The following is a 26,014-nucleotide window of genomic DNA, read 5'->3' on the forward strand; positions in this document are numbered from 1 at the left end:
CCCCTTCCTCATTCCCGGAGCTCCACCATGCTGAACCATGTCGACGCGCTGTGCGCGCTGGAACACCCTTATCGCGCCGATGCCGACGGCGACCGCCTGTTCGACGCCGCCATGCGCGAGCTGAGCCATTACCACTGCGAACACACGCCCGGCTACCGCCATTGGCTGCAGGCCAACGGCCTGGACGCCGCCGCGCTGGACGGTCTGGACGATTGGTCGCGGCTGCCGCCGCTGTTCGCCAACTACTTCAAACGCCAATTGGTGGTGAGCGCCGCCGGCCAGGACGCGCTGGAGCTGACCTCCTCCGGCACCACCGGCCAGAAAAGCCGCATGCGTTACGACGCGCGCAGCCTGGGCGCGGCGCAAAGCATGGTGGACCGCATCTTCCGGCATTACGGCTGGGACACGCCGCAACAGCCGTGCAACTACCTGCTGCTCAGCTACGAGCCGGCCGGCGCCATCACCTTGGGCACCGCCTACACCGACCAATTCCTGTGCAAATACGCGCCGGTGAACCAGGCCTGTTACGCCTTGCGCCACAACGGCCACGGCAATGAGTTCGATCCCTTCGGCGTGATCCGCGCCCTGCAGGACTTCGCCGAACAAGGCCTGCCGGTGCGCATGCTGGGCTTCCCCGCCTTCCTGTGGTTCGCGCTGGAGCGCATGCGGGAACTGGGCCTGCCGCCGCTGCAACTGCACCCGGAATCGCTGGTGTTCCTGGGCGGCGGCTGGAAAACCCACGCCGACCGCGCCATTCCCAAGGCCGAGCTGTACCGGCGGCTGGGCGAGCAACTGGGCATTCCGGACGCGCGCTGCCGCGACGGCTACGGCGCGGTGGAGCACCCGGTGCCTTACGTGGAATGCGAACGCCACCGCTTCCACCTGCCCAGCTACGCCCGCGCGGTGATCCGCGACACCGCCAGCCTGCGGCCGCAGCCTTACGGAGCCGCCGGCTTCCTCAACCTGCTGTCGCCCTACATCACCTCCAGCCCGGCCCACAGCATCGTGATGGGCGATCTGGCCGTGCTGCATCCGGCCGAGAGCTGCGGCTGCGGCCTGGCCACCGACTGGTTCGAACTGCTGGGCCGCGCCGGCACCAGCAAGAGCCGCAGCTGCGCGGTGGCCGCCTCCGAATTGATCAAGGAATCCTGATATGTATCTATTGAACGGAACACTGAACGCCGCCGCGGACGCCGCCGCCGCGCTGGCGCAATTGCAAGCCGGCCTGCCGGCCGCGCTGGCCCGGCCGCCGGCCTTGGACGCGGTGCTGGATTGCGCCGAGCGCTTCGCCGCCGCGCTGCCGGCACGGGCGGAGGCCCTGGGCCTGGACGCCGCCGCCGTCGACGCGCTGCAAGGTTTTTGCCGGCGCGAGGCGCTGGAAGCCAAGGTCGGCCGCGAGCTGGGCGAACAGGCCTTCTCGCTGCGCCGCTTCGACTACCGCCAGCCGCGCTTCGAAAGCTGGCGGCCGCTGGGCCTGGTGGCCCACATCACCCCGGCCAACGCGCCGCTGCTGCCCTTCATGGCGGTGCTGGAAAGCTTGCTGGCCGGCAACGTCAACTGGCTGCGCCCCAGCGGCAGCGACCAAGGCCGCAGCGCGCGGCTGCTGGCCGATTTTCTGAGCCACGACGCCGCCGGCGATCTGGCCGCCCACGTGGCGGTGCTGCCGCTGGCCACCGACCAATTGGCCGGCCTGCTGGCCCGCGCCGACGCCGTGTCCGCCTGGGGCGGCGACGCCGCGCTGGAAGCGATCCGCCGCCAAGTGCCGGCCGGCTGCCGCTGGATACCCTGGGGCCACCGCATCAGCTTCGCCTACCTGGACCCGGCCGCGGCGACGGAGGCCGATTACGACGCGCTGGCCGACGACGTCTGCCGTTTCGACCAGCAAGCCTGCTCCAGCCCGCAATGCCTGCTGGTGGACAGCGAGGACGAAGCCGTCTTGCGCGGCGCGGCCCAGGCCATGGCCGCCGCGCTGGCGCGGCGCGCGCCGGCCTGGCCGGCCCTGCAGCCGGACGTGCAGGAAGCCGCGGAAATCTCCAGCCAGCTGGCCATGATGCGGCTGGACCAGTCTTTCGCCGGCGTGGCCGGCGCGGTGGAGCAGGGCGAGGGCTGGCGCGTGGCCTGGGCGCAGCGCCAGGAACTGGCGGCCTCGCCGCTGTTCCGCACCCTGCAACTGCGGCCGGCGCCGCGCGCGCGGCTGGTGGAGCTGCTGCTGCCCTGGCGCACCCATTTGCAAAGCTGCGGGCTGATCGCCGCGCCGGAACAGCTGCCGGCGCTCAGCCGCTTGCTGCTGGACGCCGGCGTCGGCCGGCTGTGCCCGGCGGGAGCGATGCACGACGGCTACGCCGGCGAGCCGCACGACGGCGTTTACGCGCTGAGCCGGCTGACGCGGCGGGTGTCGGTCAGCCTGCGCGACGGCCAACTGCCGGGCCATGCGACGCTGGACGCCTTGCCGCCGCCGCCGGCCGGCCTGGACGCGCTGCCGGTGATGGACAAAACGGCCTTCCAGCAAGCTGAAATGGGGCCGGCCGCCCAGCTGTTCTTCCGCAGCGGCGGCAGCAGCGGCGAACCCAAACTGGCCGGCTTCAGCTACCGCGACTACCACCGCCAGATGCAGGCGGCGGCGGACGGCCTGCTCGCCGCCGGCCTGGACCCGGCGCATGACCGGGTGATGAATCTGCTCTACGGCGGCAACCTCTACGGCGGCATGCTCAGCTTCTTCACCATCCTGGACAAGCTGGGCGTGCCGCAATACCCGATGGGCGGCCCGGTGGACGACGACTTCAGCCAGATCGCCCACTTCATCGTGTCCCAAGGCGTCAACACCCTGGTGGGGATGCCGGGCACCTTGCAGCGCCTGTTCGAATGCGAGGAAACCGCGCTGCGCGCCTACGGCGGCGTGCGCAAGCTGTTCTGCGGCGGCGAACACATCAGCGACGGCCAGCGCCAGTTCCTGGCCGGCTTCGGCGTGGAGCTGATCCGCTCCGCGATGTACGGGTCGGTGGACGCCGGCCCGCTGGGCCACGCCTGCGGCCATGGCCGCGACGGCGAATTCCATCTATTGGCCGATATCCAGTGGCTGGAAATCCTGGAACAGGACAGCGACCGCCCGGCCGCGCCCGGCGCCGTCGGCCGCCTGGCCTTCACCTCGCTGGCGCGAGAAGGCCAGAGCGTGCGGCGCTACGACCTGGGCGATCTGGGCCGCTGGCTGCCCGGCCGCTGCGGCTGCGGCCTGCCGGCGCCGCGCTTCCAGCTCACCGGCCGCCACGGCGCGCTGCTGCGCGCCGGCACCATCTTCGTCAACCCGGAAGCGCTGTCCGCGCCGCTGGGCCTGGCTGTGCAATGGCTGGTGGACCACGCCGCCAGCGGCGGCGACCGCATCCGGGTGCTGGCCGACGGCGACGCCGCGCAGGTGCGCGCCCGCCTGCTGCAACACCCGATGCTGAACGAGGTGGTCAGCGGCGGCCTGCTGCAACTGGACGTCATCGCCACCCCGGCCGGCCAGTTCCAGCGCCATCCGCAAAGCGGCAAGACCCCGCTGGTGTTGGACCTGCGCCGCAACACGGAGCCGGCGCGATGAAGGCCGCCACGAAGGCCGGGCTGCGCCGGCTGGTGGAACACGCCCGCGCCCACTCGCCGTTTTTCAGCGCGCTGTACCGCGAGCTGCCGGCGGACTGGACGCTGAGCGATCTGCCGCTGATCGAGCCGGCGGACTACTGGCGCCAATGCCAGCCGCTGGAAAACTGGCCGGTGCTGAGCGGCCCGCTGGCGGACGGCCATGTGTTCAAGACCGGCGGCTCCACCAGCGAGGGCAAGCTGTCGGTGTTCCGCCGCGACGAATGGCAGGCCTTCGTGCGCGCCTTCGGCCAAGGCCTGGGCCGGCAACTGCTGCCCGGCGACCGCGTCGCCAACCTGTTCTTCGCCGGCGATCTCTACACCAGCCTGCTCTTCATCCACGGCGCGCTGTCGCACTCGCCGGCGCCGGTGGTGGAGTTTCCCTTCACCTGCAATGTCGAGGACGCGGCGCTGGCCGACGCCATCGCCGCGCTGGACATCAATGTGCTGGCCGGCGTGCCGGTGCAACTGGTGCGCTTCGCCAGCTGGCTGCAACAGGCCGGCCGCGCGCTGCCCGGCGTGCGCTGCCTGCTTTACGGCGGCGAAAGCCTGTTCGCCGAGCAACTGGCCCTGCTGGGCCGGGTGTTTCCCAATGCCCGCATCGGCTCCATAGGCTGCGCCAGCGTGGACGCCGGCCTGATCGGCGCCGCCGGGCCGGATTGCGCCCAGGGCGAACACCGCGTGTTCGACGCCGACACCATCGTCGAAATCATCGACGAGGCCAGCGGCCTGCCGATCACGGAGCCGGACCGCAAAGGCCTGCTGGTGGTCAGCAATCTGCAACGGCGGCTGATGCCGGTGATCCGCTACCCCACCGGCGATCTGGCCTGCTGGCGCGAGCCGGCCGGGCGGCCGGAACGCAAGTTCGCGCTGCAAGGGCGCGCCAGCCGCGGCCACCGCGTGCGCGTCTGCACGCTGTCCTTATTCCCGGACGAACTGGACCCGCTGCTGCGGGGGCAGGACGGCGTGCTGGCCTGGCAGCTGCTGGTGGGCCGCCGCGACGGCGTCGACACCCTCAGCCTGCGAGTGGCCAGCGAATACGCGCCGGCCCCGGCGGCGGAGCCGCTGCGCGAACGGCTGCTGGCCGCGCAACCGGCCTTGGCCGAACTCTGCCGCCAGGGCCTGCTGCGGCTGGACGTCGCTTATTGCGCGCCGGAGGCCATGCTCACCCATCCGCGTTCCGGCAAGCTGATGCGCGTGGTGGACCAGCGCGCTTACGACGAGGTGGCGGCATGAGCATCGCCATCCGCGATTTCCAGGCGGACGACGCCGCCGGCGTCAGCGCCTTGTTCCGCGCCATCTACGGCGAACACTACGTCTATCCCGACGTGTATCTGCCGTCTATGATCCGCCGCCACAACGCCGCCGGCCGCTGGCATTCCGCCGTCGCCGTGAGCGGCGGCCGGGTGCTGGGCCACGCCGCGCTGTGGCGCGACCCGCATTGTCCGGGCAGCGCCGAGCTGGCGCTCAACGTGGTGCATCCGGACGCCCGCGGCCAGGGCCTGGCCACCGCGCTGGGCCGCCATCTGCGCGCCCAAGGCATAGCCCTGGGCCTGAGCATGCTCACCATCAAGCAAGTGTCGTCCCACGGCCAGAGCCAGCGCCTGGCCAAGACCCTGGGCTTCCACACCACCGGCCTGCTGCTGGACTACGTGGCCTCGCCGTTTGGCCAGCCGCAGCCGGAAAGCATCGTGCTGGGCTGCCTGCCGCTGCAAAGCCGGCCGATCCCGGCGCTGAACTGGCCGGCGGCGTGGCGGGAATGGCTGACGCCGCTGACCCGCGCCTTCGGCAGCGCGCCGCCGCCGGCGCAGGGGCCGGCCGGCGGACTCAGCATCGCCAGCCACGGCCGGCGGCTGGAAGTGGGGCTGGAGGACGTCAGCGGCGGCCGGCTGCGGGAAGTGGCGGCGCTGCCGGCCGGGCGGCTGGTCTACGTCAGGCTGGCGCTGGGGCCGGACGCCCCGCGCGCGGCGGACGCCTTGCAACAGGCCGGCTTCGTCTGCGGCGGCCTGGTGCCCGGCCCGGACGGCAGCTGGCAGGCGCTGCTGCTGCGCGGACACGGCCGGCAGGAACTGGCGCTGAGCTGCCCTTTGGCCAATCGTCTGCATCAGTTGAGCCGGCAGGTGGCGGCGGCCGTTGCCGCCTGAGGCCCGTGTCTCCCCAGCGCCTTGACGGCCTCTGCCAGCCTGTTTAGGCTTGGTCCCGCGCTGCGCTCAATCACGCCGCGTCGGGCTGGCAAGCCTATAAATTACTAGACCGCAGACAAGCCGTGTCCGCCTTTGGCACTGCTACGTCTGCTGCCACGCCGTACCCATTCGGGACGGGCCGTGGCAGGGAGTCCTCTGGACTGCCGGTCGTTGGTCTAGTAAGCCGGTCTTGCCACCTTGTCATGTGCCTGTCCCAGCCTCGCCTGGGCAGGTTTCCAAAGCTGACATGGAGACCGTGATGACCTTTTCCACCTTTCCCCCCGCAATGCCTCCTCCCGCCTGTCCCCATGGCGCAGGAGAACGCCCCGAGCCCGCCGCTGCGCCGGTGATGGAGCAACTGCGTTCCTGCGCTCAGCGCTTGCCCGCCGCCGCCGGCAATGTGCTGCTGCTGGGCGATCTGGGCCGCCAACTGAACGATTGCTATATCGAGCTGGACTCCGCTCTGTTGAGCGGGGTGATGGACATGCGCGCCGCCCACACCGGGTTGTTGGCGCTGCTGACCTTGCTGGAACGCCGCGACGAGCCCTTGCTGTTCAGCAGCGAGGAGGCGCTGGCCTTGCTGGAGCCGATACAGCAGCGTTTGCAACGCGGTCTGGAGCACGTCAACGGCGTGCTGTGACGCTTGGACAGGGAGAACATGGCCATGATGAAGCTGCTGATCCAACACAATGAGGCGCTCAAAGGCGCGGCGCGTTTAATTGTCGATTACGAGATGCGCCTGGGAGTGATTGCGCTGAAGGACAGCAACCCGCTCCATCCGGACAACACCGCGGCGGTTCAGCGGCAGATCAAGCGGGCGTTGGCGGACTTTTATTATTGGAGCCGGTGGCAGGGCGAGCACGAGCCGGCCCGCGCCGCCTTATTGGCGATGTGGGCGTCCGGGAAATGGAGCAGCCGCGATCTCTGCGCGCAGCAATGTTATCTCTTGGCGGGCTTCCGCAACGTAACTACCGCCCGCCTGGCGCTGGTGGGCGCGCCGATACCGGACCCTGACGCCGTCCAAAGGGGCGGGGCCTTAGAAGCGGTTCAACCATCCCGCTGAAGCGCAGCGGACTTTGAACAGGTTCTGAGGCCTGCGGTGGGTGACGATCTGGGGGATTCGATGGCGGCCAAAACCCGGCGTCAGCGGCTTGCGCTTGAGTTTTATCGGCAAAGCCGGGATGGCCGTTCCATGATGAAGGGCGTGAACTTCAAACGCGCAAGCGTTGAAAGTTATTGGTGTAAAATGAATTAATAAAGCCAATCAATTCCACTTCGTCATGAATATCTCCCTTCGCCACCTGCGCGCCTTTTCGGCCGTTGCCGAAGCCGAAAGCTTCACCGCCGCGGCCCGCCAGCTGTTTCTGACGCAATCCACGCTGACCAAGACCATACGCGAGCTGGAGCAGGAGATCGGGCTGACGCTGTTTGAGCGCACCACCCGCAAAGTGGCGCTCACCACGCAGGGCAACGCCTTCCTGCCGGTGGCCCGCCGGCTGCTGAACGACTTTGAACTGCTGCTGTCCGATCTGCGCGAAAAATCCGCCGGCAGCAGCGGCAGCGTCTACGTGGCCAGCGGCATGGCTTTTGCGTCCAGCGTGCTGCCGGAGGTGCTCAAGCGGCTGAGAAGAGATTACCCGTGCATCCATGTGCGTCTGCTGGACGACACCAGCGGCGGCGTGGTGCGCCGCATCGAATCGGGCGAGGTGGACATCGGCATCGGCTCCTATGTGGGCGCGGCCGGAGACAAGATTGACAAGCGCCAGCTGCTGTCCGCCCGGCTGGGGCTGATGTTTCCGCCGGGCTTCGAGCCGCCGGCGGGGCCGCTCAACTGCCAATCCCTGCGGCAATGGCCCTTGCTGCAGGACGAAAGCGACACCAGCATCATGTCCGCGCTGGAGCGCAGCCATCCCGAGCTCTGGCAGCAGGTGGCCAGCAAGATCACCGTCACCAATCTGGACATGCAGTTCTGCCTGATCCGCGCCGGAGTGGGCGCTTGCGTGTTGTCGGCGCTGGCGGCCTCCCATCCGTCGGCGCGGGATCTGCCCTACCGCTTGTTTGAGTCGGCCGAGCTACAGCGGGACGTCCACGTGTTCACCCGGCGCGGCGTGCCGCTGTCGCCGGCCGCCTTCACCTTTTTGCAGGTGCTGGACGAGGTGTTGCCGACGATAGCCTTCCACCCCGGGGTGACGCTGTCGGCCTAACGGCGGCGCGGTAGGGGAGGGCTTACTTGCCGATGCAGAAGCGGCTGAAGATCACGCCCAGCAGATCGTCGGCGCTGAATTCGCCGGTGATCTCGGACAGCGCGTTCTGAGCCATGCGCAATTCCTCGGCGAAGATTTCCACTTGTTCCCAATCCGCGTGGGCCAGTTCCAGGTGTTCGGCGGCGCGGCGGATGGCGTCCAGGTGGCGCTGGCGCGCCAGGAACACGCCTTCGCCGCCGCCGCTGTAGCCTATCATCTCCAGCAGCTTGGCCTTGAGCAGATCCACGCCGACGTGGGTGCGCGCGGACAGGCGCACCAGCGGGTGGCCGTCTTCATCAGCCAGGCCCGGCGCTTCGCCGGACAGGTCCACCTTGTTGAACACGTGCACGTGCGGCAGCGCCGCCGGCAGCCGTTGCAGGATGGCCTGCACCTCGCCGGTGAGGCCGTCGCGGCTGTCCGCCAGCACCAGGGCCAGGTCCGCGCGCTCCACCGCCTGCCAGGTGCGTTCTATGCCTATCTTCTCCACCACGTCGTCGGTGTCGCGCAGGCCGGCGGTGTCGATGATGTGCACCGGCACGCCGTCGATGACGATCTCCTCGCGCACGGTGTCGCGGGTGGTGCCGGCGATGTCGGTCACGATGGCGATGTCGTCGCCGGCCAGCGCGTTCATCAGGCTGGATTTGCCGACATTGGGCTGGCCCACCAGCACCACGTGCATGCCTTCGCGCAGGATGGCGCCCTGCTTGGCGGTGGCCTGCACCTGCACCAGCCGGCCGCGCAGCCGTTCAAGCTTGCCCAGCGCGTCCGCCTGTTTGAGGAAGTCGATCTCCTCCTCCGGGAAGTCCAGCGTCGCCTCCACCAGCATGCGCAGGGTGATCAGCTCGTCCACCAGCACGTGGATTTCCTTGGAGAAGGCGCCCTTCAGCGATTTGAGCGCGCTCTTGGCCGCGGTTTCGCTGCTGGCGTCGATCAAGTCCGCCACGCTTTCCGCCTGGGCCAGGTCCAGCTTGTCGTTGAGGAAGGCGCGCTTGGTGAATTCGCCCGGCTCCGCCAGCCGCGCGCCCAGCTCCACGCAGCGCGCCAGCAGCATTTTCAGCACCACCGGCCCGCCGTGACCTTGCAGCTCGATCACGTCCTCGCCGGTGAAGCTGTTGGGACCGGGGAAGTAGAGCAGCAGGCCGTTGTCCAGCGGCTGGCCGTGGGCGTCGACGAAATCGGTGTACAGCGCATAGCGCGGCTTGGGCGTTTTGCCGCCGCTGACGGCGGCGGCGAAAGGCAGCAAATCCTTGCCGGACACGCGGATCACGCCGACGCCGCCGCGGCCGGGTGCGGTGGCGATGGCGCAGATGGTGGCGGGGGTGTAGCTGAGGCTCATGGGCATTCCTTGGAATCTGGGCCGCGGCCCCCGCGCGGCGGGGCGTCGTGGCGAGTACGCTTCAATTATCCAGCAAAAAACCCGGCCATGCGGCCGGGTTTGGGGTTCAGAGCGCGCGGGGCAATCAGGATTGCAGCGCGGCCTTGCTTTTCTTCTCTATGCTCTTGTTGATCTGCCACTGCTGGGCCATCGACAAGATGTTGTTGACCACGTAGTACAGCACCAGGCCGGACGGGAAGAAGAAGAACATCACCGAGAAGGCCACCGGCATGATCTTCATCATCTTGGCCTGCATCGGGTCCGCCGGCGGCGGGTTCAGGAAGGTCTGCAGGAACATGGTGGCCGCCATGATCACCGGCAGCACATAGAACGGGTCCGGGCGGGCCAAGTCGGTGTACCACAGGATCCACGGCGCCTGGCGCAGCTCAACCGAAGCCAGCAGCGCCCAGTACAGGCCGATGAACACCGGGATCTGGATCAGCATGGGCAGGCAGCCGCCCAGCGGATTCACCTTCTCGGACTTGTACATCTCCATGACCGCTTGCTGGAACTTCATGCGGTCGTCGCCGTACTGCTCCTTCATGCGCTCAAGACGCGGCGCCAGCGCCTTCATCTTGGCCATGGAGCGGTAGGACGCGGCGGTCAGCGGGTAGAAGATGGCCTTGACGGTCAGGGTCAGCAGCACGATGGCCCAGCCCCAGTTCTGCACCAGCAGGTGCAGCTTGGTCAGCAGCCAGAACAGCGGGGAGGCGAAGATGTGGAAGATGCCGAAGTCCTTGGCGTATTCCATGCCGTCCGCCAGCTTGCTGATCACATCGTACTCTTCCGGGCCGGCGAACAGCGGCACGGACACGCTCAGGCTCTGGCCCGGGGCGATGGTGGCGTAATCCACCAGCGCGGCGGCGGAGTTCAGGCCGTTGCTCTGCTTCAGCTCAAAGCGGCAGGACTTGTCGTCCTTGCACACGCTGGCGCCGTCCAGCGGCTTCAGAATCCACGCGGACATGAAGTAGTGCTGGATCATCGCCACCCAGCCGTCGCTGCCGGTCTTGGCGTAATCGCCCTTGCCCTTGGCCAGATCGTCGAAGCTCACCTTCTGGAATTTGTTTTCCGAGGTGTACACCGCCGGGCCGGTGAAGGTGTGGGCCAGGCGGCCTTCGCCTTCCGGCGTTTGGCTGTCGCGCAGCAGGCGGTAGTAAGCGGTGGCGGCCAGCGGGGCGGCGCCGCCGTTGGCGATGTCGTAACGCACGCCGATCTTGTAGCTGCCCTTGGTGAAGGTGTAGATCTTGCTTACCTTCACGCCATTGGCTTCCGGCGCGGTCAGCTTCACTTCCAGCTTGTCGCCGGAGAGCTCGTAGCTGGTTTTTTCCGCGGTGAACACGGTTTTGTGGGTGGGCAGCGCCGGGTTGCTGGCGGCCACCAGGCCGGTTTGCGCCACATAGACGCGGCCGTTCCGGTCCGTCAGCAGATCAAGCGGCTTTTTGCTGTCCACGGCGGAATCGTGCTTCAACAGCGTCAGCTGGCGCAGATCGCCGCCCACGGTGTCGATTTCCGCTTTCAGCACATCGGTGTTCACCGTGATGCGCTGGCCGGAAGTCAGCTTGTTGGAATCCACCGGCTGGGCGTTGTGGGACGCGCTGTTGGCGGCCTGCTGCTGCGTGGCGGCCTGTTTTTGCGCGGCCACCTGCTGCGGCGTCGGCTTGGGCGCGAAAAACTCCTGCCAACCTAGCAGGATGCCCAGGGACAGCATGATGAAGATTATGAGGCGCTTGGAATCCATCTCTCGATACCGGATTTAAGTTCAGGGAACTGGGTCGTAGCCGCTGCCGCCCCAGGGGTGGCAACGTCCGATGCGTCTGGCGGCCAGCCAGCCGCCCTTGAGTGCGCCGTGCTTTTTCATGGCCTCGATCGCGTAGCTGGAACAGGTGGGCTGGAAGCGGCAACGCGGTGCCAGCCACGGGCTGATAGCCAGCTGGTAAAAACGGATCAGGAGGATGAAGAGGCGCGACATCGTGCCAGTTTAGCAAACAGAGAAGACAAAGCCGTGATCACTTCAGTTCGCTCGGCGCGCGTAAAAGGCACCTTGGCGCGGACCACGAAGTCCATGTCCGGCAGCGTTTGCCGGTTCAGGCGGAACCACTCGCGCACCGTGCGCTTGATGTAATTGCGGCGCACGGCCCGCTTGTGGACCTTGCGGCCCACCACCAGGCCCAGCCGCGCGTGCCCCAATTCATTGGGCCGGGCCGATACCTGGAACGTGGCGTTGCTGCGCGACATCCGCAAACTAAAAACGGATGAGAACTCATCCGTTTTTAATAGCCGGTGCGCACGGCGAAAGCGGTAAGCCGACAAAGGCTTATACGGCCAGACGCTTGCGGCCTTTGGAACGACGGGCTGCGATCACTGCGCGGCCGCCGCGGGTCTTCATGCGGACCAGAAAGCCGTGGGTGCGTTTACGACGGGTATTGGAGGGCTGGTAAGTACGCTTCATGATTGGAATTCCTGTTTCGAAACGGAAATAAACGCGTGATTTGACAGGATAAACGCCGGTTTGTCAATGAGGAATTTTCTAAGCACCTGTGGATAACTTTGAGAAAAACCGTTAGAATGCCAAGGCTTACCGTTCCGAGTCCGCTGCGCAATTATTGAACGCGCGCCGGGGCGGAACGCCAACCCAGAGAAGCACTGCCAAAATTCAGCCCCACCCACTGGAGCAACGCGCGCCCGCGCAAGCGCGGCGCGTGCCGGATCCAGGAATTTTGCCAGCGGTTCTCGGGGGCCGCTCCGTCCATGCCTGGCCCGTCTTGCGGCCCGGCGATGCGCGGAACGCGGCCCTTGAATCATGCCGAACACACGTCGTCCGCCCCAAGCGCGGGGCGCGGCGGCTTCTCCCGCCGCTTGGCCTTAAAGCCGACAGCGGGTTTTTCGCTTTTACTTGCGTATATGTAATGACCGAACTGGATCAATTTTGGCCTGGCTGCCTGGCCCGCCTGGAGGCCGAACTGTCTTCGCAACAGTTCAATACCTGGATCAAGCCGCTATCGGCCGAAACCACGGAAGAGGGCATCGCGCTGTTTGCGCCCAACCGCTTCATCATGCAGTTCATCAAGGACCGCTTCCTGGCGCGCATTGAAGAACTGGCGGTGGAGCTGGTGGGGGAATGCCTGGTGGAACTGCGCCTGGGCGCGCCCGCCGGCCGTCCAGCCGCCGCGCCCGCGGTGATGCCGGCCAAAGCCAAGCCCGCGCCCAGCGTGCCGACGCCCAGCGCGCCGTCCCAGGCCAAGCAGGCCGCGGTCAAAGCCATTGGCGGCAGCCACGAAAGCACCCGGCTCAACCCCTCGTTCACCTTCGACACCCTGGTGACCGGTAAGGGCAACCAGCTGGCGCGCGCCGCGGCCATGCAGATTGCGGAAAACCCGGGTGACCAAGCCTACAACCCGCTATTTGTTTACGGCGGCGTGGGCCTGGGTAAGACCCACTTGATCCAGGCCATCGGCAACCACGTGTTCCAAAAGAACCCGCAAGCCAAGATCCGCTACATCCACGCCGAACGCTATGTGGCCGACATCATGCGCGCCTACCAGCACAAGGCCTTTGACGAATTCAAGCGCTACTACCACTCGCTGGACCTGCTGCTGATCGACGATATTCAGTTCTTCGCCGGCAAGAACCGCACCCAGGAGGAATTCTTCTACGCCTTCAACGCGCTGATCGAGGGCGGCAAGCAGGTCATCATGACCTGCGACAGCTACCCCAAGCAGATAGAAGGCATGGAAGAGCGGCTGATTTCCCGTTTCTCCTGGGGCCTGACCGTGGAAATCCAGCCGCCGGAGCTGGAAATGCGCGTGGCCATTCTGATGAAAAAGGCCGAGGCGGACAGCATCAAGCTGGACCACAACGTGGCCTTCTTCATTGCCCAGAACGTGCGCTCCAACGTGCGTGAACTGGAAGGCGCGCTCAAGCGCGTGGTGGCCTACGCCCGCTTCACCAATCAGAACATCTCGCTGGAACTGGTCAAGGAAGCGCTCAAGGACATCCTGGCCGCCGGCAACCGCCAAGTGACCGTGGACGCCATCCAGAAAACCGTGGCCGAGTACTACAAGATCAAGCTGTCCGACATGCACAGCAAAAAGCGCAGCCGCGACATCGCCCGGCCGCGCCAGGTGGCGATGGCGCTGGCCAAGGAACTGACCCAGCTGTCCCTGCCCAATATCGGCGACGCCTTTGGCGGCCGCGACCACACCACCGTGCTGCACGCGTGCAAGACCATTGCCGAAATGCGCGGCAACGACGCCGATATCGCTCACGATTACGATACGCTGCTGGCCATGCTGCGTAACTAAGACCATGAAGCCTAACTTGAACCGACTCACAAACACCCAACGGGAGCCCGCCCCATGCTGATCCTGCAAGCCGAACGCGATGCCCTGCTCAAGCCACTGCTGGCAGTCACCGGCATTGTCGAGCGTCGTCACACCCTGCCCATCCTGTCCAATGTGCTGATAGAGAAAAAGGGCGGACAAGTGGGCTTCCTGGCCACGGACCTGGAAATCCAGATCACCACCGCCAGCAGCGACGAATTGCCGGGCGAAGACTTCCGCCTGACCACCTCCGCCAAAAAGCTGCAGGACATCCTGCGCGCCATCCCGGGCAACGCCACCGTGACCCTGGAACAACTGGACGGCGGCCGCCTGACCCTGAAAGCCGGCAAGAGCCGCTTCAACCTGCAAACCCTGCCGGCAGACGACTTCCCGCTCTTGTCCGTGGGCAGCGCCAGCGACTCCAGCTTCAGCCTGAGCCAGCGCGAACTCAAGCGCCTGATCTCCCAGGTGCAATACGCGATGGCGGTGCAGGACATCCGCTATTACTTGAACGGCCTGCTGATGCAGACCGACGGCAACCAGGTGCGCCTGGTGGCCACCGACGGCCACCGTCTGGCCTTTGCCAGCGCGGACGTGGAAGCCAACCTGCCCAAGTCCGAAGTGATCCTGCCGCGCAAGACCATCATCGAGCTGTACAAGCTGCTGCAGGACATCGACGACCCGATCAACATCGAAGTGCTGGCCAACCAGGTGCGCTTCAGCTTTGGCTCCACCGTCATCATCAGCAAAGTGGTGGACGGCAAGTTCCCGGACTACAACCGCGTCATCCCGCTGGACAACGACAAGATCTTCTTGATTGAACGCCTGGAATTCCTGCACGCCTTGCAGCGCGCCGCCATTCTGGCCAACGAGAAATTCCGCGGCGTGCGCCTGGTGCTCAAGCCCGGCTCCATGTCCATTCTCTGCACCAACAGCGAGCAGGAAGAAGCGGAAGAAGAACTGGAAATCGCCTACCAGGGCGGCGAGCTGGAAATCGGCTTCAACATCAACTACCTGATGGACGTGCTGACCAACCTGCCGGCGGACACCCTGCAACTGGCCTTTGGCGATTCCAACCGCAGCACCCTGGTGACCATACCGGACGTCAGCAATTTCAAATACATCGTCATGCCCATGCGGATTTGACGTCGGCCGCCACCCGGCAGCCCGCCGGCGGCGGAGGCCCAGCCCCCGCCCCGGCAAACGGATTTTCAGATTGACCGGCAGAGGCCGGCCGCGCGGCACCAGGAGTCACTCCCGGCCCGCCCGGCCCCTCTCCATACAGAAAGCAGCAGATGAGCGAACAGGAATACGGCGCGGATAGCATCAAAGTCCTCAAAGGATTGGATGCGGTACGCAAACGCCCCGGCATGTATATTGGCGACACCTCGGACGGCACCGGCTTGCACCACATGGTGTTTGAAGTGCTGGACAACGCCATTGACGAAGCGCTGGCCGGCCATGCCGACACCATCAAGGTCATCATCAACCCCGACAACTCCATCACCGTGGAAGACAACGGCCGGGGCATCCCTACCGACATCCACCCGGAAGAAGGGCGATCGGCGGCGGAAGTGATCATGACCATCCTGCACGCCGGCGGCAAATTCGACAGCAACAGCTACAAGATCTCCGGCGGCCTGCACGGCGTGGGCGTCTCCGTTGTGAATGCGCTGTCCGACTGGCTGCGTCTGAAAATCTGGCGCGACGGCAAAGTCCATGAAATGGAATTCCGCCGCGGCGACGCCGTGGCCCCGCTCACCGTCACCGGCCACACCAATCACCGCGGCACGGAAGTGACCTTCCGCGCCAGCGAAGAAACCTTCGGCCTGGTGGAGTTTCACTTCGACATCCTGGCCAAGCGCATCCGCGAGCTGTCCTTCCTGAACCAGGGCGTGGGCATCAACCTGATAGACAAGCGCAGCGGCAAGGAAGAAAGCTTCGCCTTCTCCGGCGGCGTGGCGGGCTTCGTGGAATACATGAACCGCAACAAGAACGTGCTGCACCCCAAGGTGTTTTACGGCCTGGGCGAAAAAGACGGTATGACGGTAGAAGTGGCGATGCAGTGGAACGACTCCTACCAGGAAAGCGTCCAGTGCTTCACCAACAACATCCCCCAGCGCGACGGCGGCACCCATATGACCGCGCTGCGTCAGGTGATGACCCGCACGCTGAACCAGTACATTGAAGAGAGCGAAGTGGCCAAAAAGGCCAAGGTGGACACCACCGGCGACGACATGCGCGAAGGCCTGACCTGCGTGCTGTCCGTCAAACTGCCGGACCCCAAGTTCTCCAGCCAGACCAAGGACAAACTGGTCTCCAGCGAAATTGGCCCGGTGGTCAATGAAGTGATCAGCGAAGCGCTGAAAACCTATCTGCTGGAACACCCCAACGACGCCAAGATCATCTGCGGCAAGATCGTGGAAGCCGCCCGCGCCCGTGAAGCCGCGCGCAAGGCCCGCGAAATCACCCGCCGCAAAGGCATCATGGACGGCCTGGGCCTGCCCGGCAAACTGGCGGACTGCCAGGAAAAAGACCCCACTCAGTGCGAACTGTACCTGGTGGAGGGTGACTCCGCCGGCGGCTCCGCCAAACAAGGCCGCGACCGCAAATTCCAGGCCATCCTGCCGCTGAAGGGCAAGATCCTGAACGTGGAACGCGCCCGCTTCGACAAAATGCTGCAAAGCCAGGAAGTGGCCACCCTGATCACCGCCATGGGCTGCGGCATTGGCAAGGACGAATACAACCCGGACAAGCTGCGCTACCACCGCATCATCATCATGACCGATGCCGACGTGGACGGCGCGCACATCCGCACCCTGCTGCTCACCTTCTTCTACCGCCAAATGAGCGAACTGGTGGAGCGCGGCCACATCTACATCGCCCAGCCGCCGCTGTACAAGGCCAAAGTGGGTAAGCAAGAGCGCTACCTCAAGGACGACTCCGAGCTTAATCAGTTCCTGCTGCAACTGGCGCTGGAAAAGGCCGAACTGATCCCGGCGGAAGGCGCCGCCGCGCTGTCCGGCGACACCCTGGGCGAGATTGCCCGTCAGTTCCTGCTGACCCGCTCCGTGATTGATCGCGAAAGCCGCGTAATCGACCCGCTGGTGCTGGAAGCCATGCTCAAGACCGGCCCGCTGTCCCTCAGCAGCCAGCAAGAAGCGGACGCCGCGCTGGCCAAACTGAGCGCGCTGCTGCCGGCGGAAGCCATCGAACTGGAACTGCTGCGCGATGAAAAGAACGACGGCCACCTGATCAAAATCATCCGCAAACTGCACGGCAACGTGATGGTGACGGTGATGGACCAGGACTTCCTGGAATCCGGCGACTACGCGGAAATGAAGAAAACCGGCGACATGCTCAGCGGCCTGCTGCGCGAAGGCGCCCACGTCAAACGCGGCGAAACCGTGAAACCGGTGGCGGAGTTTGGCGAAGCGCTGGACTGGCTGCTGGCGGAAGTGAAGAAGGGCATGAACATCCAGCGCTATAAAGGCCTGGGCGAGATGAACCCGGAACAGCTGTGGGAAACCACGATGGACCCCACCGTGCGCCGCCTGCTGAAGGTGCGCATTGAAGACGTGATGAGTGCGGACGACGTGTTCACCACCCTGATGGGCGACGAAGTGGAACCGCGCCGGAACTTCATCGAGGGCAATGCCTTGATTGCGCGGAATATTGATGTGTGAGGGTGTAGGATCCCACGAGTATCTAGATTTTTCCCACTTTTCTAGATTTTTGGGATTTCACACGCAGCCTAGGCGGTGAGAAGGATGGCCTCCAAGATTGGAGGCCATTTTTCTTTCCTTGATACTTATAAGGCTCCAGCCCCGAGGTCGCAAGCGTCATGCTTACCCACTTTTCTGACCACTTTGTCGCCTCTCCTGGACAGACTAGGCAAATAGATCCGTTCCAGGCACTGGTATAACGAGCTCCTCAGCCATTTTGCGTACCTCCGAGGCTAAAGAGAGCCACTCCATCGCAGATGTCGCGGCACACGCCTGATGGTATAGCTTGGCAATCGCCCCCTCCAAACAAACTGGACTAACCAACTTCAAGAAACCTTGCTGGTGCAACGCTGCTCGGAAAGCGACTTTGTAAGGTGCATCATCGGGTGCAACAGCATCCAAACCGTAACGCACCACAGAGGTTACTTGCGATGAGCCGATACGGTTACTACTAGCTAGGTTACGTGCACTTGCTGCATAAATGTAATGCTCCAGCACATCATCCTCAATACTGCTTTCACTATGGCAAAGGAGCGCATAGTGCGCCTTCTTGTGCTCCCCACCCCGGCTGGTGATCAGGAGGTGCCCTGGAAGGGAGGCAATACGGCCATCGCTCTCGATGTAGTAGAGCCATAAGAAGGTTTGAGAAGGTGAGGCATCAATCTGTTTTGGAGGGCTCTTCATCGGCGTGAATAGCACGTCGACTCTGCCACTGGGGCTCATTTGCCGAGCCAAGTCAACACTTGTACCAAGGGAGTTACCGATGCCCCATGCAAACACTCCATTGCCCGCTAGGCGCTCCAGCTCTTTACGCCGAATGATGGCATCGAGTGTTTGCCCAGCTTCAGCCCCCATCTTTGTCCAGCAGAAGATATCAGGAACGGAATCTCCGGCACTATGGCTGGTTGTAGCAGGTGGCCTGGCATGGTTGTAAAACATTGAAGTCTCAAATGTGCAATTTTTTGTTATTATACAGTAATATGCACAAATCGCAAATCAAGTGGGAAGTTGCCAGAGCTAAATTAAATGCGGCGCTTGCTCAGTACACAGGCTCCCCTACTGCTCTATCGAGAGCTAGTGGAGTGAATTTCTATGCTGTGCGCCGGCTTCTGGGACAGGGAGTAAAAAGCCAGGGAACAAACGCCCTTCGTTTGTGTGCATTTTTTGGAATAGAAGTTGAAGAAAGTGCACAGATTAGCGACCTGCATAAGCTTATAGACGAGGTGTGGGATGGCAGCCCCTCACATGCAGCGCTACTAGCAAAATTGATAGAGAGCACAAGGTCATATATCGTAGAAGAGCGAAAGAGCCAAAGCTAGGACTAGCTCATCATACTTGTGGAGACATTTTGGCGAGTAAATCACAAGAGTTCAGACAGCGCCTTGCAAAGTCTACCGGGTTGACTGATTCCGCGATTAATGCCGCTTGGCCAGAATGGTGGAGCGACGCAGCAGATGCTTCGCCTTCGGCGCAAGCAGAGCTACGCTTTTCTTTGGCTAGAAATCTAGGCCTCGATCCGTTAACTGTGCTCGATGAACAGTCTCCTCAATTTATTTGGGACGACTCAGCGAAATATAAGAATTTCAGGGGTAATGACCAGCACGATAAACCTGCGATCACAGCTTTTGGCAAATCGGTTGCCAGAATGCTTGTCAAGTCAGTCAAACAGGTAGAAATTCTAGATGGCGTTACAGCCTCAAAACTACGTCATCTAATTCTTAAAAATAACCCGCACGTGGGGTTGTTGGAACTACTAGCAACAATGTGGGGCATTGGTGTACCAGTGATTCATCTGCGCGTGTATCCACTGGCGGCAAAAAAAATGAGCGCAATGGTAGCTCGCCTCAAGGATCGCTACGCCATTTTACTAGCCAAAGACTCACTGTACCCTGCTTCGATTGCGTTTTACTTGGCACATGAGATCGGCCATATTGCCTGTGGCCACGTTGAGACAGGGTCTGCACTCCTCGACATGGAAGAGGATGATAACTCACAGGAGAAGGACGATGAAGAGATTGAGGCGGATCGTTACGCTCTGGAGCTGCTCACTGGTAATCCTGATTTTGAGATAGCGAAACAAGGGCAAGGCCACAATGCACGCGAGCTTGCCAATAAGGCATTGACCTTAGGCTCCCACAACCGTATTGAGCCTGGGACGCTTGCGCTATGCTACGGTTATGCCACTGGAGAATGGGCAATTGTACAGAATGCGATGAAGCATATTTACACTGACCCCATACCCGCTTGGAAGGTCGTCAACCGCATAGCATCCCACCAGATGGATTGGCAAAATCTAAGCGATGAGAGCGTGCATTTTGTGAAAGCCGTTATGGGGGGCGCGAATGGCTTGGGCATTGATTGATACAGATGTTTTACTCAAAATTACGTCATACAAACTATTGAAACTTCTACTTGAAACTGAACCCTTCGGGAGTAAAGATTTTGGAATGATTGCTGCAGCACAATTCGTCGTGGCCAGCAAATTCAAGAAGAAACTGGAAGGTCATCAGTTAGAAGAAGTAAAAATACACTTCCTAGAAGCTATAACCTCTATTGCTGCTATTGAGCCCAATCCTGAAGAACTGGAGCTAGCCGCTCAACTTGAAAGTGCCGCTATTGCATTCGGCGTAGATTTGGACTTGGGTGAGAGTCAACTTTGCGCCTTGATGCTTGCCCGCGAAATCGAGTTGATGATGACAGGTGACAAACGTGCCATCAAAGCGATAGCAGCCCTGCGGGAGCACGAAGCATGTGAACATATTCATGGAAAGGTTGCCTCCCTTGAGCAGTTGGTGTTATGGATGATTGAAAAGTCTGGCTTAGAGTCAGTACAACCTTCCATATGCGCCCTGCCAAAAACTATCGATATAAGCCTAACGATGGCTCTGGGCTGCTACTCTGGTGGTAGTCCGCTCGAGTCATGCCAAGATGGTCTCGTTAGCTACATCCACAGTAGCCAAGCAGATGCGCCAGGAGTCTTAGTTGCCTATCCAATCTAGTTTTTGAGGAAGACAGCGTAGGGTTCACACAGTTCGGCCACTAAATCGATCTGTACAGATTTTTCGTCGGGAGCTCGCGGAATATCGGCACCTTCGCATAACTCAAGGCATGCCTTGTCAACTCGACCTCTGATATATTGCACACCCAGCATTCCCTTGCTATTTCCGATGGCGACTGCGGACTTTGCCAAGGGGAGCTCCAGATTTGTACGCCGAAGATCCTTGATCGCCAACGCATATCTGGAACCCAGGACATTGATAGCGTTAGGTACCTTTTGCCATCTGACGCCATCGGTCGAATAGAGTTCGGCCCGAACTGGGTCGGCAAAGTGCTTCGATAGTATCTCATTCATGCACAGAACTACCTTCTCTCCGCGTGCCGCATGGCCTTCAACAAAAGGCTGTACCATCGTAGTTGGATGACAAGTATTGCCTCCGTAGCCCCAAAAAGCAAAACCGGCATCTTTAATTTCCTTGGTCTTACGTTCAATTATGTCCTCAAGAGTCTCTTGAGCATGAACACCTACTTTCATGAATAGAATTCCCCGATTGGGCTGGATGATATCGGCCATTACTTTCCTTCCTCAACGAATGTTTCATAGCAATATTCATCATCGTGCGCCTTGCCATAATCAACGCGCTTTTTCTCGCGTACATACCTAATTTTGATCGGATGATCTCTACCATAGAAGTGCTCAAGGCGGGCCTGATCGGAAATCGGCTCCGAATTCTGAGGTGGAAGTATGCCCGGCAAAGATTTGATCATCAGATTGCACGAGCGTAGATCGGGGTTATCATCTAGGTGATATTGATGCACCTTGGAAGCCATGCGCTGAACGTAAAACCCAGCACTCAATACAAACTTCTGGACTGCGGCCAGAACCTGCTGTGGCCATTCAAGCTCATGATCGTCAGCGATCACAATCATGCCTTCCCCCTTGTTTCCAACTGCTTCCATCCCTCGCTGGGAAAAAACGTTGACACTGTCACCACCGTTGCTAGCCCCCCATGGGGGATTAGTATAGAAACAGTCGAATTCTCCAATGTTTGGGAAGGCTTCCAGCACATTGTAGAGGGTTGAATCAAGCATCTCGATGCCCTCGCGGTCCGCAAAGCGTTTGATGGCACCACAGATACGTTCGTCGAAATCGAATACTTGAATCTTGGCAGGTCCGTAGTTCAGTATCTCACGGCTCATCAGGTAAGCAACGCTCACACTGATTGCATCCCCGTCCCCGATAAAAGCTAACCTCTTTCCGTCGGCCCACTTAGCGACCATCTCACTTTGGAGAACCATATCCCCAGTTTTCATATAGATTTGGTCCATTTCCCTTAGTGGGCGGGGGCGGTTCTGAACCACATCCGAAATCGCATTAATTGCGGCCCGAAGATCAATTTCCTTTCGCTCTGCCATACTTAACCCCAATGAAATTGGTCAACTATATTTCAGTTAGAACTAATTGGTTTGGATAGAATAGCTTGCAACTCAACGTACAATAGATACTATAGCAATATGTCATGTGGTTTTGACAATCATTTGCTCCAACCCATGAGTACCATGTGAACCGACTCAGTAACATGAATTTGTCATTGGCTTTGAGCGGTTATAGAACGGCGCAAGAGGAAACTTACATGGATGAATAGAACAAGGTCACTATCAAGACGCCACTCGCTTTTCTGCTATCCCCCCCGAGACCATCGCCTTCCACCTTGTCATGCATAGTGATTATGAGTTACCATGACAATGGTATGGTACGGACCTTTGGCAATGAGCGATCTGCACTACCACGGCTTTGGCGGTAACTGGACGGTGATCAAGCTGGAAATGCTGCAGCGCTACCTGGAGGCGTTTAACACCGCCCTGCAGGACAAGCCACTGCCTCGCTCGCCATTTAGGCGGGTGTTCATAGACGCCTTCGCCGGCACCGGCGAGTGCGCGATCAATCTTGATGGAAAAACCGTTCGGATCAGTGGCTCTGCCGAGCGAGCTCTCGAGGTCCAACCTGGCTTTGACGATTATTACTTCATCGATATCAAAGCCAAGCATGTCAAAGCACTCAACAAGCTGGCGCAGGCCTATCCTGGTAAACGAGTCGAGGTGTTGGCCGGGGACGGCAATGCTCGAGTCAGTGAGTTACTCCGGAAGATCAGTTGGAAGGATAGTCGCGCCGTCATGTTTCTGGATCCCTATGGAATGGCGGTGCGCTGGGAGACCTTGCAACAGATCGCGGCCACCAGTGCCATTGACCTCTGGTATCTATTCCCACTCAACGCCGTGTGTCGGCAGGCAGCGAATCAGTTCGACAAGGTCGATGCCAGCAAGTCAGAAGCACTGACACGCTTGTTCGGCACGACTGATTGGATGAAGGACTTTTACCGGGATACCGATCAAACTGACTTATTCGCGGCAGAAGAGACTGCAACAAAACGGCAACGGGTGCTCAGCCAAGACGAGATTCTGGCGTACATGCAACGACAGTTACATACCATCTTTCCGGTTGTGCTGGACCCAATCAAGCTACCAGATCAAGGGTCTCCCATATTTGCCTTGTTTTTTGCATCAGCCAACTCCAGCCCGAGTGCCGTTAAGCTCACCAAACGTATTGCCGGCCATCTGTTGAACATGCAGTTGACCGGGAAGCTAAAAACAAAGTCACTGCGTACTGGGCCAGTGATTGCCTCGGAAGGTTTATTTGGCTAGTTTCTGGCACAAATTTGGCTTTGTCATCTGTGCGAAGATTTGCCTTTAGATCAGCCGTATCTGAGGGGAAAACTCAATCACATCATCCAGGTGATAATGTTTGGAATGTTGCCGCTTCCTGCCATCGGCACTGGTGATGATCACGTCGTTTGAGTGGTGTAGCAGCTTGGCCGCCTCGAGGAAATGTTGAGTTGAACCAGGTGACTGGCTAGCACAGGCATATACGAGTTGACCAAGCGGGATCGGTTGTCGCAATTCGGCCAACTGATGGCCAAAATGCTCGCGTAATCCGTCCACACATGCGTCCCTGGACGTTTTACCAAAGTCAAATGTGTCTTGCCCTGTGTATTCCTGATCCTGATTGGCATCGTAGCCCTGGATGAACACCCCAGGCTCCAGTTCATGACCAAACTCAGTTGCGTGCTGCCAATGCAGATCTTTCATCACCTCATGGGCCTTGTAGTGCTTGGAGAGGTGAATCAGCCAGTAGTCCCACTTGTTGAGGCCATGTGGCTTCACAAAAAATAGAGTCGCATAGTGGGCACCGGTTTCCTGTCGTATGCCATGCGCGATATAGCGCTGTAGTGTGCGACGCCAAGTCTGCTGATCTTCAGCCTTAATCAACTTGATATCTTTCCAGGGAATGTGCTTATCCAGACCGATATGTTCAATCGGCTTCCGATTGGCGGCCCGATCCGACAGGAAGGTGATCATCGCACCAACATTAAAAGTCAGGATCACCTCTGCGTTCTTTAGAGAGTGCAAGACTTGCTTGATATAGGGGAGCGGCAAATCGTAGTAGTTGTACTGGTCGAGCACGAAAATGGCTCGCTCCCCCATCTTGCGGCGTTGGATCGTATCAATCAGCCGTGGCAACTCTTTGAGAAAGTCACCACATTGCACCCGCACGCGCTGAGTGTCATAGGAAGAGATGGTTCCCTCTTCTGTGCGACCGTTCAGCCAATAGCGCAGGTACTCGACCGTATCGGGGCAGATGTCGATGAATTCATAGTCGGCATTGACCTCACGAGGAATAGTCCGATCAAGATTGAGAAGGGCACGTGCCTCTTGCACAGCCCTCATCATCAGCAAAGGGGAGCCGTCGACTGGCAGGCCTCCCTCGTCCAGATAGCAACCACCGCCAGAGAAGCCATCCACCAAGGTTAGTTGTAGCTTGGGGATGCTGGCGCGTTTCATCAGTGTCATGATGTAGTCGCGCACATAGGACTGAATAATTTTGTGTTTGACCGCGCTGTGTTGTTGCAACGCTGGAGGCCGGGACCCCAGCTTCCACAAATACTTGTTATTGGCTGTCATCCCGTCCTGGCTTCTCTATCTTAGATTCGTTGTTCTGTATCCGGCATCTGGTCCCAAGTGCGGCCATGCAGTTCACGACCGTTGTACTTCTTCGCACGTTTCACACCATCGGCACCCCAGCCACCCCACTGCTTGAAGAAGAATGCGACGCCTGCATCTTCACATTGGCCGCGAATCGAGTCGACCCAGTCGATTTTCATCGGCCGTGCTTTGGGTCCGGACTCCCCACCCACGATGACCCAGTGAATGTGGGTTAAGTCCAACATGCCGACATCCTCAAGCAGCGGCTCAACTGAAAGGAAACGAATCGCCGCATCGACGCGGCGCAGGTGATCAATGCGCGGCACACCGTACTTGCGATCCTCGACCGACACACCGAGCCAGGCATTGGGCGGAGCCGTTCTACCCGCAAAAAATGCCTCCAAGCGATCTGCCCGTTTGGTCAGGATCTGGAAGGTGTGCCAGTGTGCGCGCTCGATAACATCGAAAACCTTCGCCACATAGTCGAACGGTACGTCCTCATGAAACAGATCCGACATGGAATTCACGAAGTAGGTGGTCGGCGTTTTACGCTTCAGTGGGTCATCCAAACGTTGTGGCAACAGTGTCAATTCGAAACCGTTCTCGTAACCGGGTGTCTTCATCGCTTGTAATCGACCGGCCATACCCTCTGCGTAGCAGTGCTTGCACCCAGGGGAAATCTTGGTGCACCCCACTGTCGGGTTCCAAGTTCGCTCAGTCCACTCTATTTTGCTTGCCGTTGTCATAATTGCACCTCATTATCGCGATTTTGTAACTCTTTCTGCAACTTGGCAATTGCCAACTCCAGTATTTCTGCCTGGCCTAGCCCCAAGGTTTTTCTGAGTTCCGCTAGGTTCTGCATAGCTTCTCCCGGAAGCCATGTCTGTAGACATGAAAAACCTTCTTTGCGCCGGCGCTTGCGATATCCGTCCTGGGCTGTGGCCAGTTGCTGCTTTCGCGTTGTTGTCATGTGCCGCACTCATTGATTACACTGTAATCATACGCATTTTTATGCAAATTAAAATTTAAATTGCTGATATTTATGGTGTTTTTACGTGTCAGGTGGGAAATACAACAGGTAAAATGAATCGATGGCCCTCCTTCGGAGCAGGTCGCTCTTCAGGACTCACGATGCTGAGTTCTCATGCGGCTGGCTTGCAAGTAGACAAACAACCACTATCTGCGAAGATGGGCTGCCCGTTGGAATTACTGAGGACAACACCCTCGGTGCCACGCGGATCAAACAGACATCTCTACTTGATGTTCTGAAGGCTCTCGGTCTAACCAAGACCAAAGTCGTACCCCTGCCAGCAAGGATACAAACCATGCAAAAGCCCAAACCAACAGCTCCCGTGGAGACCTCCTCCTCCGAGGCCTATGACGCTTATGTACGCCAAGCAGTCCAAGCGGCCATAGATGACCCTGCTCCTGGTGTCCCACATGAGGAGGCTGAAATTTATTTCGCCAAAAAGCGCGCAGAGCTACGAAGACGCTTGGCTGAAGGAAAAAGATGAGTCGT

At 60.7% G+C, this 26,014-nt stretch carries 25 protein-coding genes; 14 read left to right on the forward strand and 11 right to left on the reverse strand.

Features of this window, described 5'->3' with window-relative positions; all coding sequences use genetic code 11:
* Positions 1–27 precede the first annotated feature (27 nt).
* The 7 genes from JC616_RS00350 to JC616_RS00380 all read left to right on the forward strand — a co-directional run bounded on the left by JC616_RS00350 (position 28) and on the right by JC616_RS00380 (position 7,999).
* A complete protein-coding gene (locus JC616_RS00350; protein WP_227106058.1) occupies positions 28–1,152 on the forward strand; it encodes a LuxE/PaaK family acyltransferase in 1,125 nt (374 codons plus the stop codon).
* Between the two features lies 1 nt (position 1,153).
* Positions 1,154–3,577, forward strand: a complete 2,424-nt coding sequence (locus JC616_RS00355) for an acyl-CoA reductase (protein ID WP_227106060.1) — start codon at positions 1,154–1,156, stop codon at positions 3,575–3,577.
* Positions 3,574–4,848 (forward strand): phenylacetate--CoA ligase family protein, encoded by a 1,275-nt coding sequence (locus tag JC616_RS00360; RefSeq protein ID WP_227106062.1) that lies wholly within the window; start codon positions 3,574–3,576, stop codon positions 4,846–4,848. The genes JC616_RS00355 and JC616_RS00360 overlap by 4 nt, the downstream gene beginning before the upstream one ends.
* Entirely contained in the window at positions 4,845–5,756 is a 912-nt protein-coding gene (locus tag JC616_RS00365; protein ID WP_227106064.1) for a GNAT family N-acetyltransferase, read from the forward strand. The genes JC616_RS00360 and JC616_RS00365 overlap by 4 nt, the downstream gene beginning before the upstream one ends.
* A 298-nt stretch (positions 5,757–6,054) precedes the next feature.
* The gene (locus JC616_RS00370; RefSeq protein WP_227106066.1) at positions 6,055–6,435 is read left to right on the forward strand and encodes a hypothetical protein; all 381 of its coding nucleotides are present in this window, start codon (positions 6,055–6,057) and stop codon (positions 6,433–6,435) included.
* A 24-nt stretch (positions 6,436–6,459) separates the two neighbouring features.
* Entirely contained in the window at positions 6,460–6,858 is a 399-nt protein-coding gene (locus tag JC616_RS00375) for a hypothetical protein (protein ID WP_227106068.1), read from the forward strand.
* Positions 6,859–7,075: 217 nt separating this feature from the next.
* Entirely contained in the window at positions 7,076–7,999 is a 924-nt protein-coding gene (locus tag JC616_RS00380) for a LysR family transcriptional regulator (protein WP_227106070.1), read from the forward strand.
* A 22-nt stretch (positions 8,000–8,021) separates the two neighbouring features.
* Here JC616_RS00380 and mnmE read toward each other — a convergent pair whose 3' ends face one another.
* The 5 genes from mnmE to rpmH all read right to left on the reverse strand — a co-directional run bounded on the left by mnmE (position 8,022) and on the right by rpmH (position 11,862).
* Positions 8,022–9,374 carry a tRNA uridine-5-carboxymethylaminomethyl(34) synthesis GTPase MnmE gene (gene mnmE / locus JC616_RS00385; protein WP_227106072.1) on the reverse strand — a complete coding sequence of 451 codons (1,353 nt, stop codon included), beginning with the start codon at positions 9,372–9,374 and terminating at the stop codon, positions 8,022–8,024.
* Between the two features lie 124 nt (positions 9,375–9,498).
* On the reverse strand, positions 9,499–11,151 hold the full coding sequence (gene yidC / locus JC616_RS00390) for a membrane protein insertase YidC (RefSeq protein WP_227106074.1): 1,653 nt from the start codon (positions 11,149–11,151) through the stop codon (positions 9,499–9,501).
* A gap of 21 nt (positions 11,152–11,172) precedes the next feature.
* Positions 11,173–11,382, reverse strand: a complete 210-nt coding sequence (gene yidD / locus JC616_RS00395) for a membrane protein insertion efficiency factor YidD (protein ID WP_107801093.1) — start codon at positions 11,380–11,382, stop codon at positions 11,173–11,175.
* Positions 11,358–11,723, reverse strand: a complete 366-nt coding sequence (gene rnpA, locus JC616_RS00400; RefSeq protein WP_039753648.1) for a ribonuclease P protein component — start codon at positions 11,721–11,723, stop codon at positions 11,358–11,360. The genes yidD and rnpA overlap by 25 nt, the downstream gene beginning before the upstream one ends.
* 4 nt (positions 11,724–11,727) lie before the next feature.
* Positions 11,728–11,862, reverse strand: a complete 135-nt coding sequence (rpmH, locus tag JC616_RS00405; protein WP_048408088.1) for a 50S ribosomal protein L34 — start codon at positions 11,860–11,862, stop codon at positions 11,728–11,730.
* A gap of 457 nt (positions 11,863–12,319) precedes the next feature.
* Here rpmH and dnaA point away from each other — a divergent pair, with 457 nt between their 5' ends.
* From dnaA to gyrB, 3 genes are all read left to right on the forward strand, one after another.
* Positions 12,320–13,714: a chromosomal replication initiator protein DnaA gene (gene dnaA, locus JC616_RS00410; RefSeq protein WP_107801092.1), complete on the forward strand. Its 1,395-nt coding sequence runs from the start codon at positions 12,320–12,322 to the stop codon at positions 13,712–13,714.
* Between the two features lie 54 nt (positions 13,715–13,768).
* A complete protein-coding gene (gene dnaN, locus JC616_RS00415; protein WP_048408090.1) occupies positions 13,769–14,878 on the forward strand; it encodes a DNA polymerase III subunit beta in 1,110 nt (369 codons plus the stop codon).
* A 149-nt stretch (positions 14,879–15,027) separates the two neighbouring features.
* Entirely contained in the window at positions 15,028–17,418 is a 2,391-nt protein-coding gene (gyrB, locus tag JC616_RS00420; protein WP_227106076.1) for a DNA topoisomerase (ATP-hydrolyzing) subunit B, read from the forward strand.
* A gap of 204 nt (positions 17,419–17,622) precedes the next feature.
* On the opposite strand, the gene JC616_RS00425 is transcribed toward gyrB, so the two are convergent.
* A complete protein-coding gene (locus tag JC616_RS00425) occupies positions 17,623–18,396 on the reverse strand; it encodes a hypothetical protein (RefSeq protein WP_227106078.1) in 774 nt (257 codons plus the stop codon).
* Positions 18,397–18,805: 409 nt separating this feature from the next.
* On the opposite strand from JC616_RS00425, the gene JC616_RS00430 reads away from it, so the two are divergent.
* Both JC616_RS00430 and JC616_RS00435 read left to right on the forward strand, forming a co-directional pair.
* A complete protein-coding gene (locus JC616_RS00430) occupies positions 18,806–19,819 on the forward strand; it encodes an ImmA/IrrE family metallo-endopeptidase (RefSeq protein WP_227106081.1) in 1,014 nt (337 codons plus the stop codon).
* Entirely contained in the window at positions 19,800–20,456 is a 657-nt protein-coding gene (locus JC616_RS00435) for a hypothetical protein (protein WP_227106083.1), read from the forward strand. Before JC616_RS00430 ends, JC616_RS00435 begins: the two co-directional genes overlap by 20 nt.
* Here the strand turns inward: JC616_RS00435 and JC616_RS00440 are convergent.
* Together JC616_RS00440 and JC616_RS00445 are read right to left on the reverse strand one after the other, a co-directional pair.
* Positions 20,453–21,028, reverse strand: a complete 576-nt coding sequence (locus tag JC616_RS00440; RefSeq protein WP_227106085.1) for a hypothetical protein — start codon at positions 21,026–21,028, stop codon at positions 20,453–20,455. The genes JC616_RS00435 and JC616_RS00440 overlap by 4 nt on opposite strands.
* Entirely contained in the window at positions 21,028–21,870 is an 843-nt protein-coding gene (locus JC616_RS00445; RefSeq protein ID WP_227106087.1) for a bis-aminopropyl spermidine synthase family protein, read from the reverse strand. The genes JC616_RS00440 and JC616_RS00445 overlap by 1 nt, the downstream gene beginning before the upstream one ends.
* Positions 21,871–22,224: 354 nt before the next feature.
* Here JC616_RS00445 and JC616_RS00450 point away from each other — a divergent pair, with 354 nt between their 5' ends.
* Positions 22,225–23,157, forward strand: coding sequence for a three-Cys-motif partner protein TcmP (locus JC616_RS00450; protein WP_227106089.1), 933 nt, complete (start codon positions 22,225–22,227; stop codon positions 23,155–23,157).
* A gap of 45 nt (positions 23,158–23,202) precedes the next feature.
* On the opposite strand, the gene JC616_RS00455 is transcribed toward JC616_RS00450, so the two are convergent.
* Genes JC616_RS00455 through JC616_RS00465 form a run of 3 tightly spaced genes read right to left on the reverse strand, consistent with a single transcriptional unit; the run spans position 23,203 to position 25,465 of the window.
* Positions 23,203–24,474: a three-Cys-motif partner protein TcmP gene (locus JC616_RS00455; RefSeq protein ID WP_227106091.1), complete on the reverse strand. Its 1,272-nt coding sequence runs from the start codon at positions 24,472–24,474 to the stop codon at positions 23,203–23,205.
* Between the two features lie 20 nt (positions 24,475–24,494).
* Positions 24,495–25,241: a DUF5131 family protein gene (locus JC616_RS00460; protein ID WP_227106093.1), complete on the reverse strand. Its 747-nt coding sequence runs from the start codon at positions 25,239–25,241 to the stop codon at positions 24,495–24,497.
* Positions 25,238–25,465, reverse strand: a complete 228-nt coding sequence (locus tag JC616_RS00465; protein WP_227106095.1) for a hypothetical protein — start codon at positions 25,463–25,465, stop codon at positions 25,238–25,240. Before JC616_RS00465 ends, JC616_RS00460 begins: the two co-directional genes overlap by 4 nt.
* 355 nt (positions 25,466–25,820) lie before the next feature.
* On the opposite strand from JC616_RS00465, the gene JC616_RS00470 reads away from it, so the two are divergent.
* A complete protein-coding gene (locus JC616_RS00470; RefSeq protein WP_227106097.1) occupies positions 25,821–26,009 on the forward strand; it encodes an antitoxin PaaA2 family protein in 189 nt (62 codons plus the stop codon).
* Positions 26,010–26,014: the final 5 nt, after the last annotated feature.

It is taken from the genome of Chromobacterium rhizoryzae (genome assembly GCF_020544465.1).
GTDB lineage: Bacteria > Pseudomonadota > Gammaproteobacteria > Burkholderiales > Chromobacteriaceae > Chromobacterium.

Bases quoted from the DNA above. Each gene is read 5' to 3' on its own strand.
- JC616_RS00350 (WP_227106058.1), top strand. From the start codon at position 28: ATGCTGAACCATGTCGACGCGCTGTGCGCGCTGGAACACCCTTATCGC.
- JC616_RS00355 (WP_227106060.1), top strand. From the start codon at position 1,154: ATGTATCTATTGAACGGAACACTGAACGCCGCCGCGGACGCCGCCGCC.
- JC616_RS00360 (WP_227106062.1), top strand. From the start codon at position 3,574: ATGAAGGCCGCCACGAAGGCCGGGCTGCGCCGGCTGGTGGAACACGCC.
- JC616_RS00365 (WP_227106064.1), top strand. From the start codon at position 4,845: ATGAGCATCGCCATCCGCGATTTCCAGGCGGACGACGCCGCCGGCGTC.
- JC616_RS00370 (WP_227106066.1), top strand. From the start codon at position 6,055: ATGACCTTTTCCACCTTTCCCCCCGCAATGCCTCCTCCCGCCTGTCCC.
- JC616_RS00375 (WP_227106068.1), top strand. From the start codon at position 6,460: ATGATGAAGCTGCTGATCCAACACAATGAGGCGCTCAAAGGCGCGGCG.
- JC616_RS00380 (WP_227106070.1), top strand. From the start codon at position 7,076: ATGAATATCTCCCTTCGCCACCTGCGCGCCTTTTCGGCCGTTGCCGAA.
- mnmE (WP_227106072.1), bottom strand. From the start codon at position 9,374: ATGAGCCTCAGCTACACCCCCGCCACCATCTGCGCCATCGCCACCGCA.
- yidC (WP_227106074.1), bottom strand. From the start codon at position 11,151: ATGGATTCCAAGCGCCTCATAATCTTCATCATGCTGTCCCTGGGCATC.
- yidD (WP_107801093.1), bottom strand. From the start codon at position 11,382: ATGTCGCGCCTCTTCATCCTCCTGATCCGTTTTTACCAGCTGGCTATC.
- rpmH (WP_048408088.1), bottom strand. From the start codon at position 11,862: ATGAAGCGTACTTACCAGCCCTCCAATACCCGTCGTAAACGCACCCAC.
- dnaA (WP_107801092.1), top strand. From the start codon at position 12,320: ATGACCGAACTGGATCAATTTTGGCCTGGCTGCCTGGCCCGCCTGGAG.
- dnaN (WP_048408090.1), top strand. From the start codon at position 13,769: ATGCTGATCCTGCAAGCCGAACGCGATGCCCTGCTCAAGCCACTGCTG.
- gyrB (WP_227106076.1), top strand. From the start codon at position 15,028: ATGAGCGAACAGGAATACGGCGCGGATAGCATCAAAGTCCTCAAAGGA.
- JC616_RS00425 (WP_227106078.1), bottom strand. From the start codon at position 18,396: ATGTTTTACAACCATGCCAGGCCACCTGCTACAACCAGCCATAGTGCC.
- JC616_RS00435 (WP_227106083.1), top strand. From the start codon at position 19,800: ATGGCTTGGGCATTGATTGATACAGATGTTTTACTCAAAATTACGTCA.
- JC616_RS00440 (WP_227106085.1), bottom strand. From the start codon at position 21,028: ATGGCCGATATCATCCAGCCCAATCGGGGAATTCTATTCATGAAAGTA.
- JC616_RS00445 (WP_227106087.1), bottom strand. From the start codon at position 21,870: ATGGCAGAGCGAAAGGAAATTGATCTTCGGGCCGCAATTAATGCGATT.
- JC616_RS00450 (WP_227106089.1), top strand. From the start codon at position 22,225: ATGAGCGATCTGCACTACCACGGCTTTGGCGGTAACTGGACGGTGATC.
- JC616_RS00455 (WP_227106091.1), bottom strand. From the start codon at position 24,474: ATGACAGCCAATAACAAGTATTTGTGGAAGCTGGGGTCCCGGCCTCCA.
- JC616_RS00460 (WP_227106093.1), bottom strand. From the start codon at position 25,241: ATGACAACGGCAAGCAAAATAGAGTGGACTGAGCGAACTTGGAACCCG.
- JC616_RS00465 (WP_227106095.1), bottom strand. From the start codon at position 25,465: ATGACAACAACGCGAAAGCAGCAACTGGCCACAGCCCAGGACGGATAT.
- JC616_RS00470 (WP_227106097.1), top strand. From the start codon at position 25,821: ATGCAAAAGCCCAAACCAACAGCTCCCGTGGAGACCTCCTCCTCCGAG.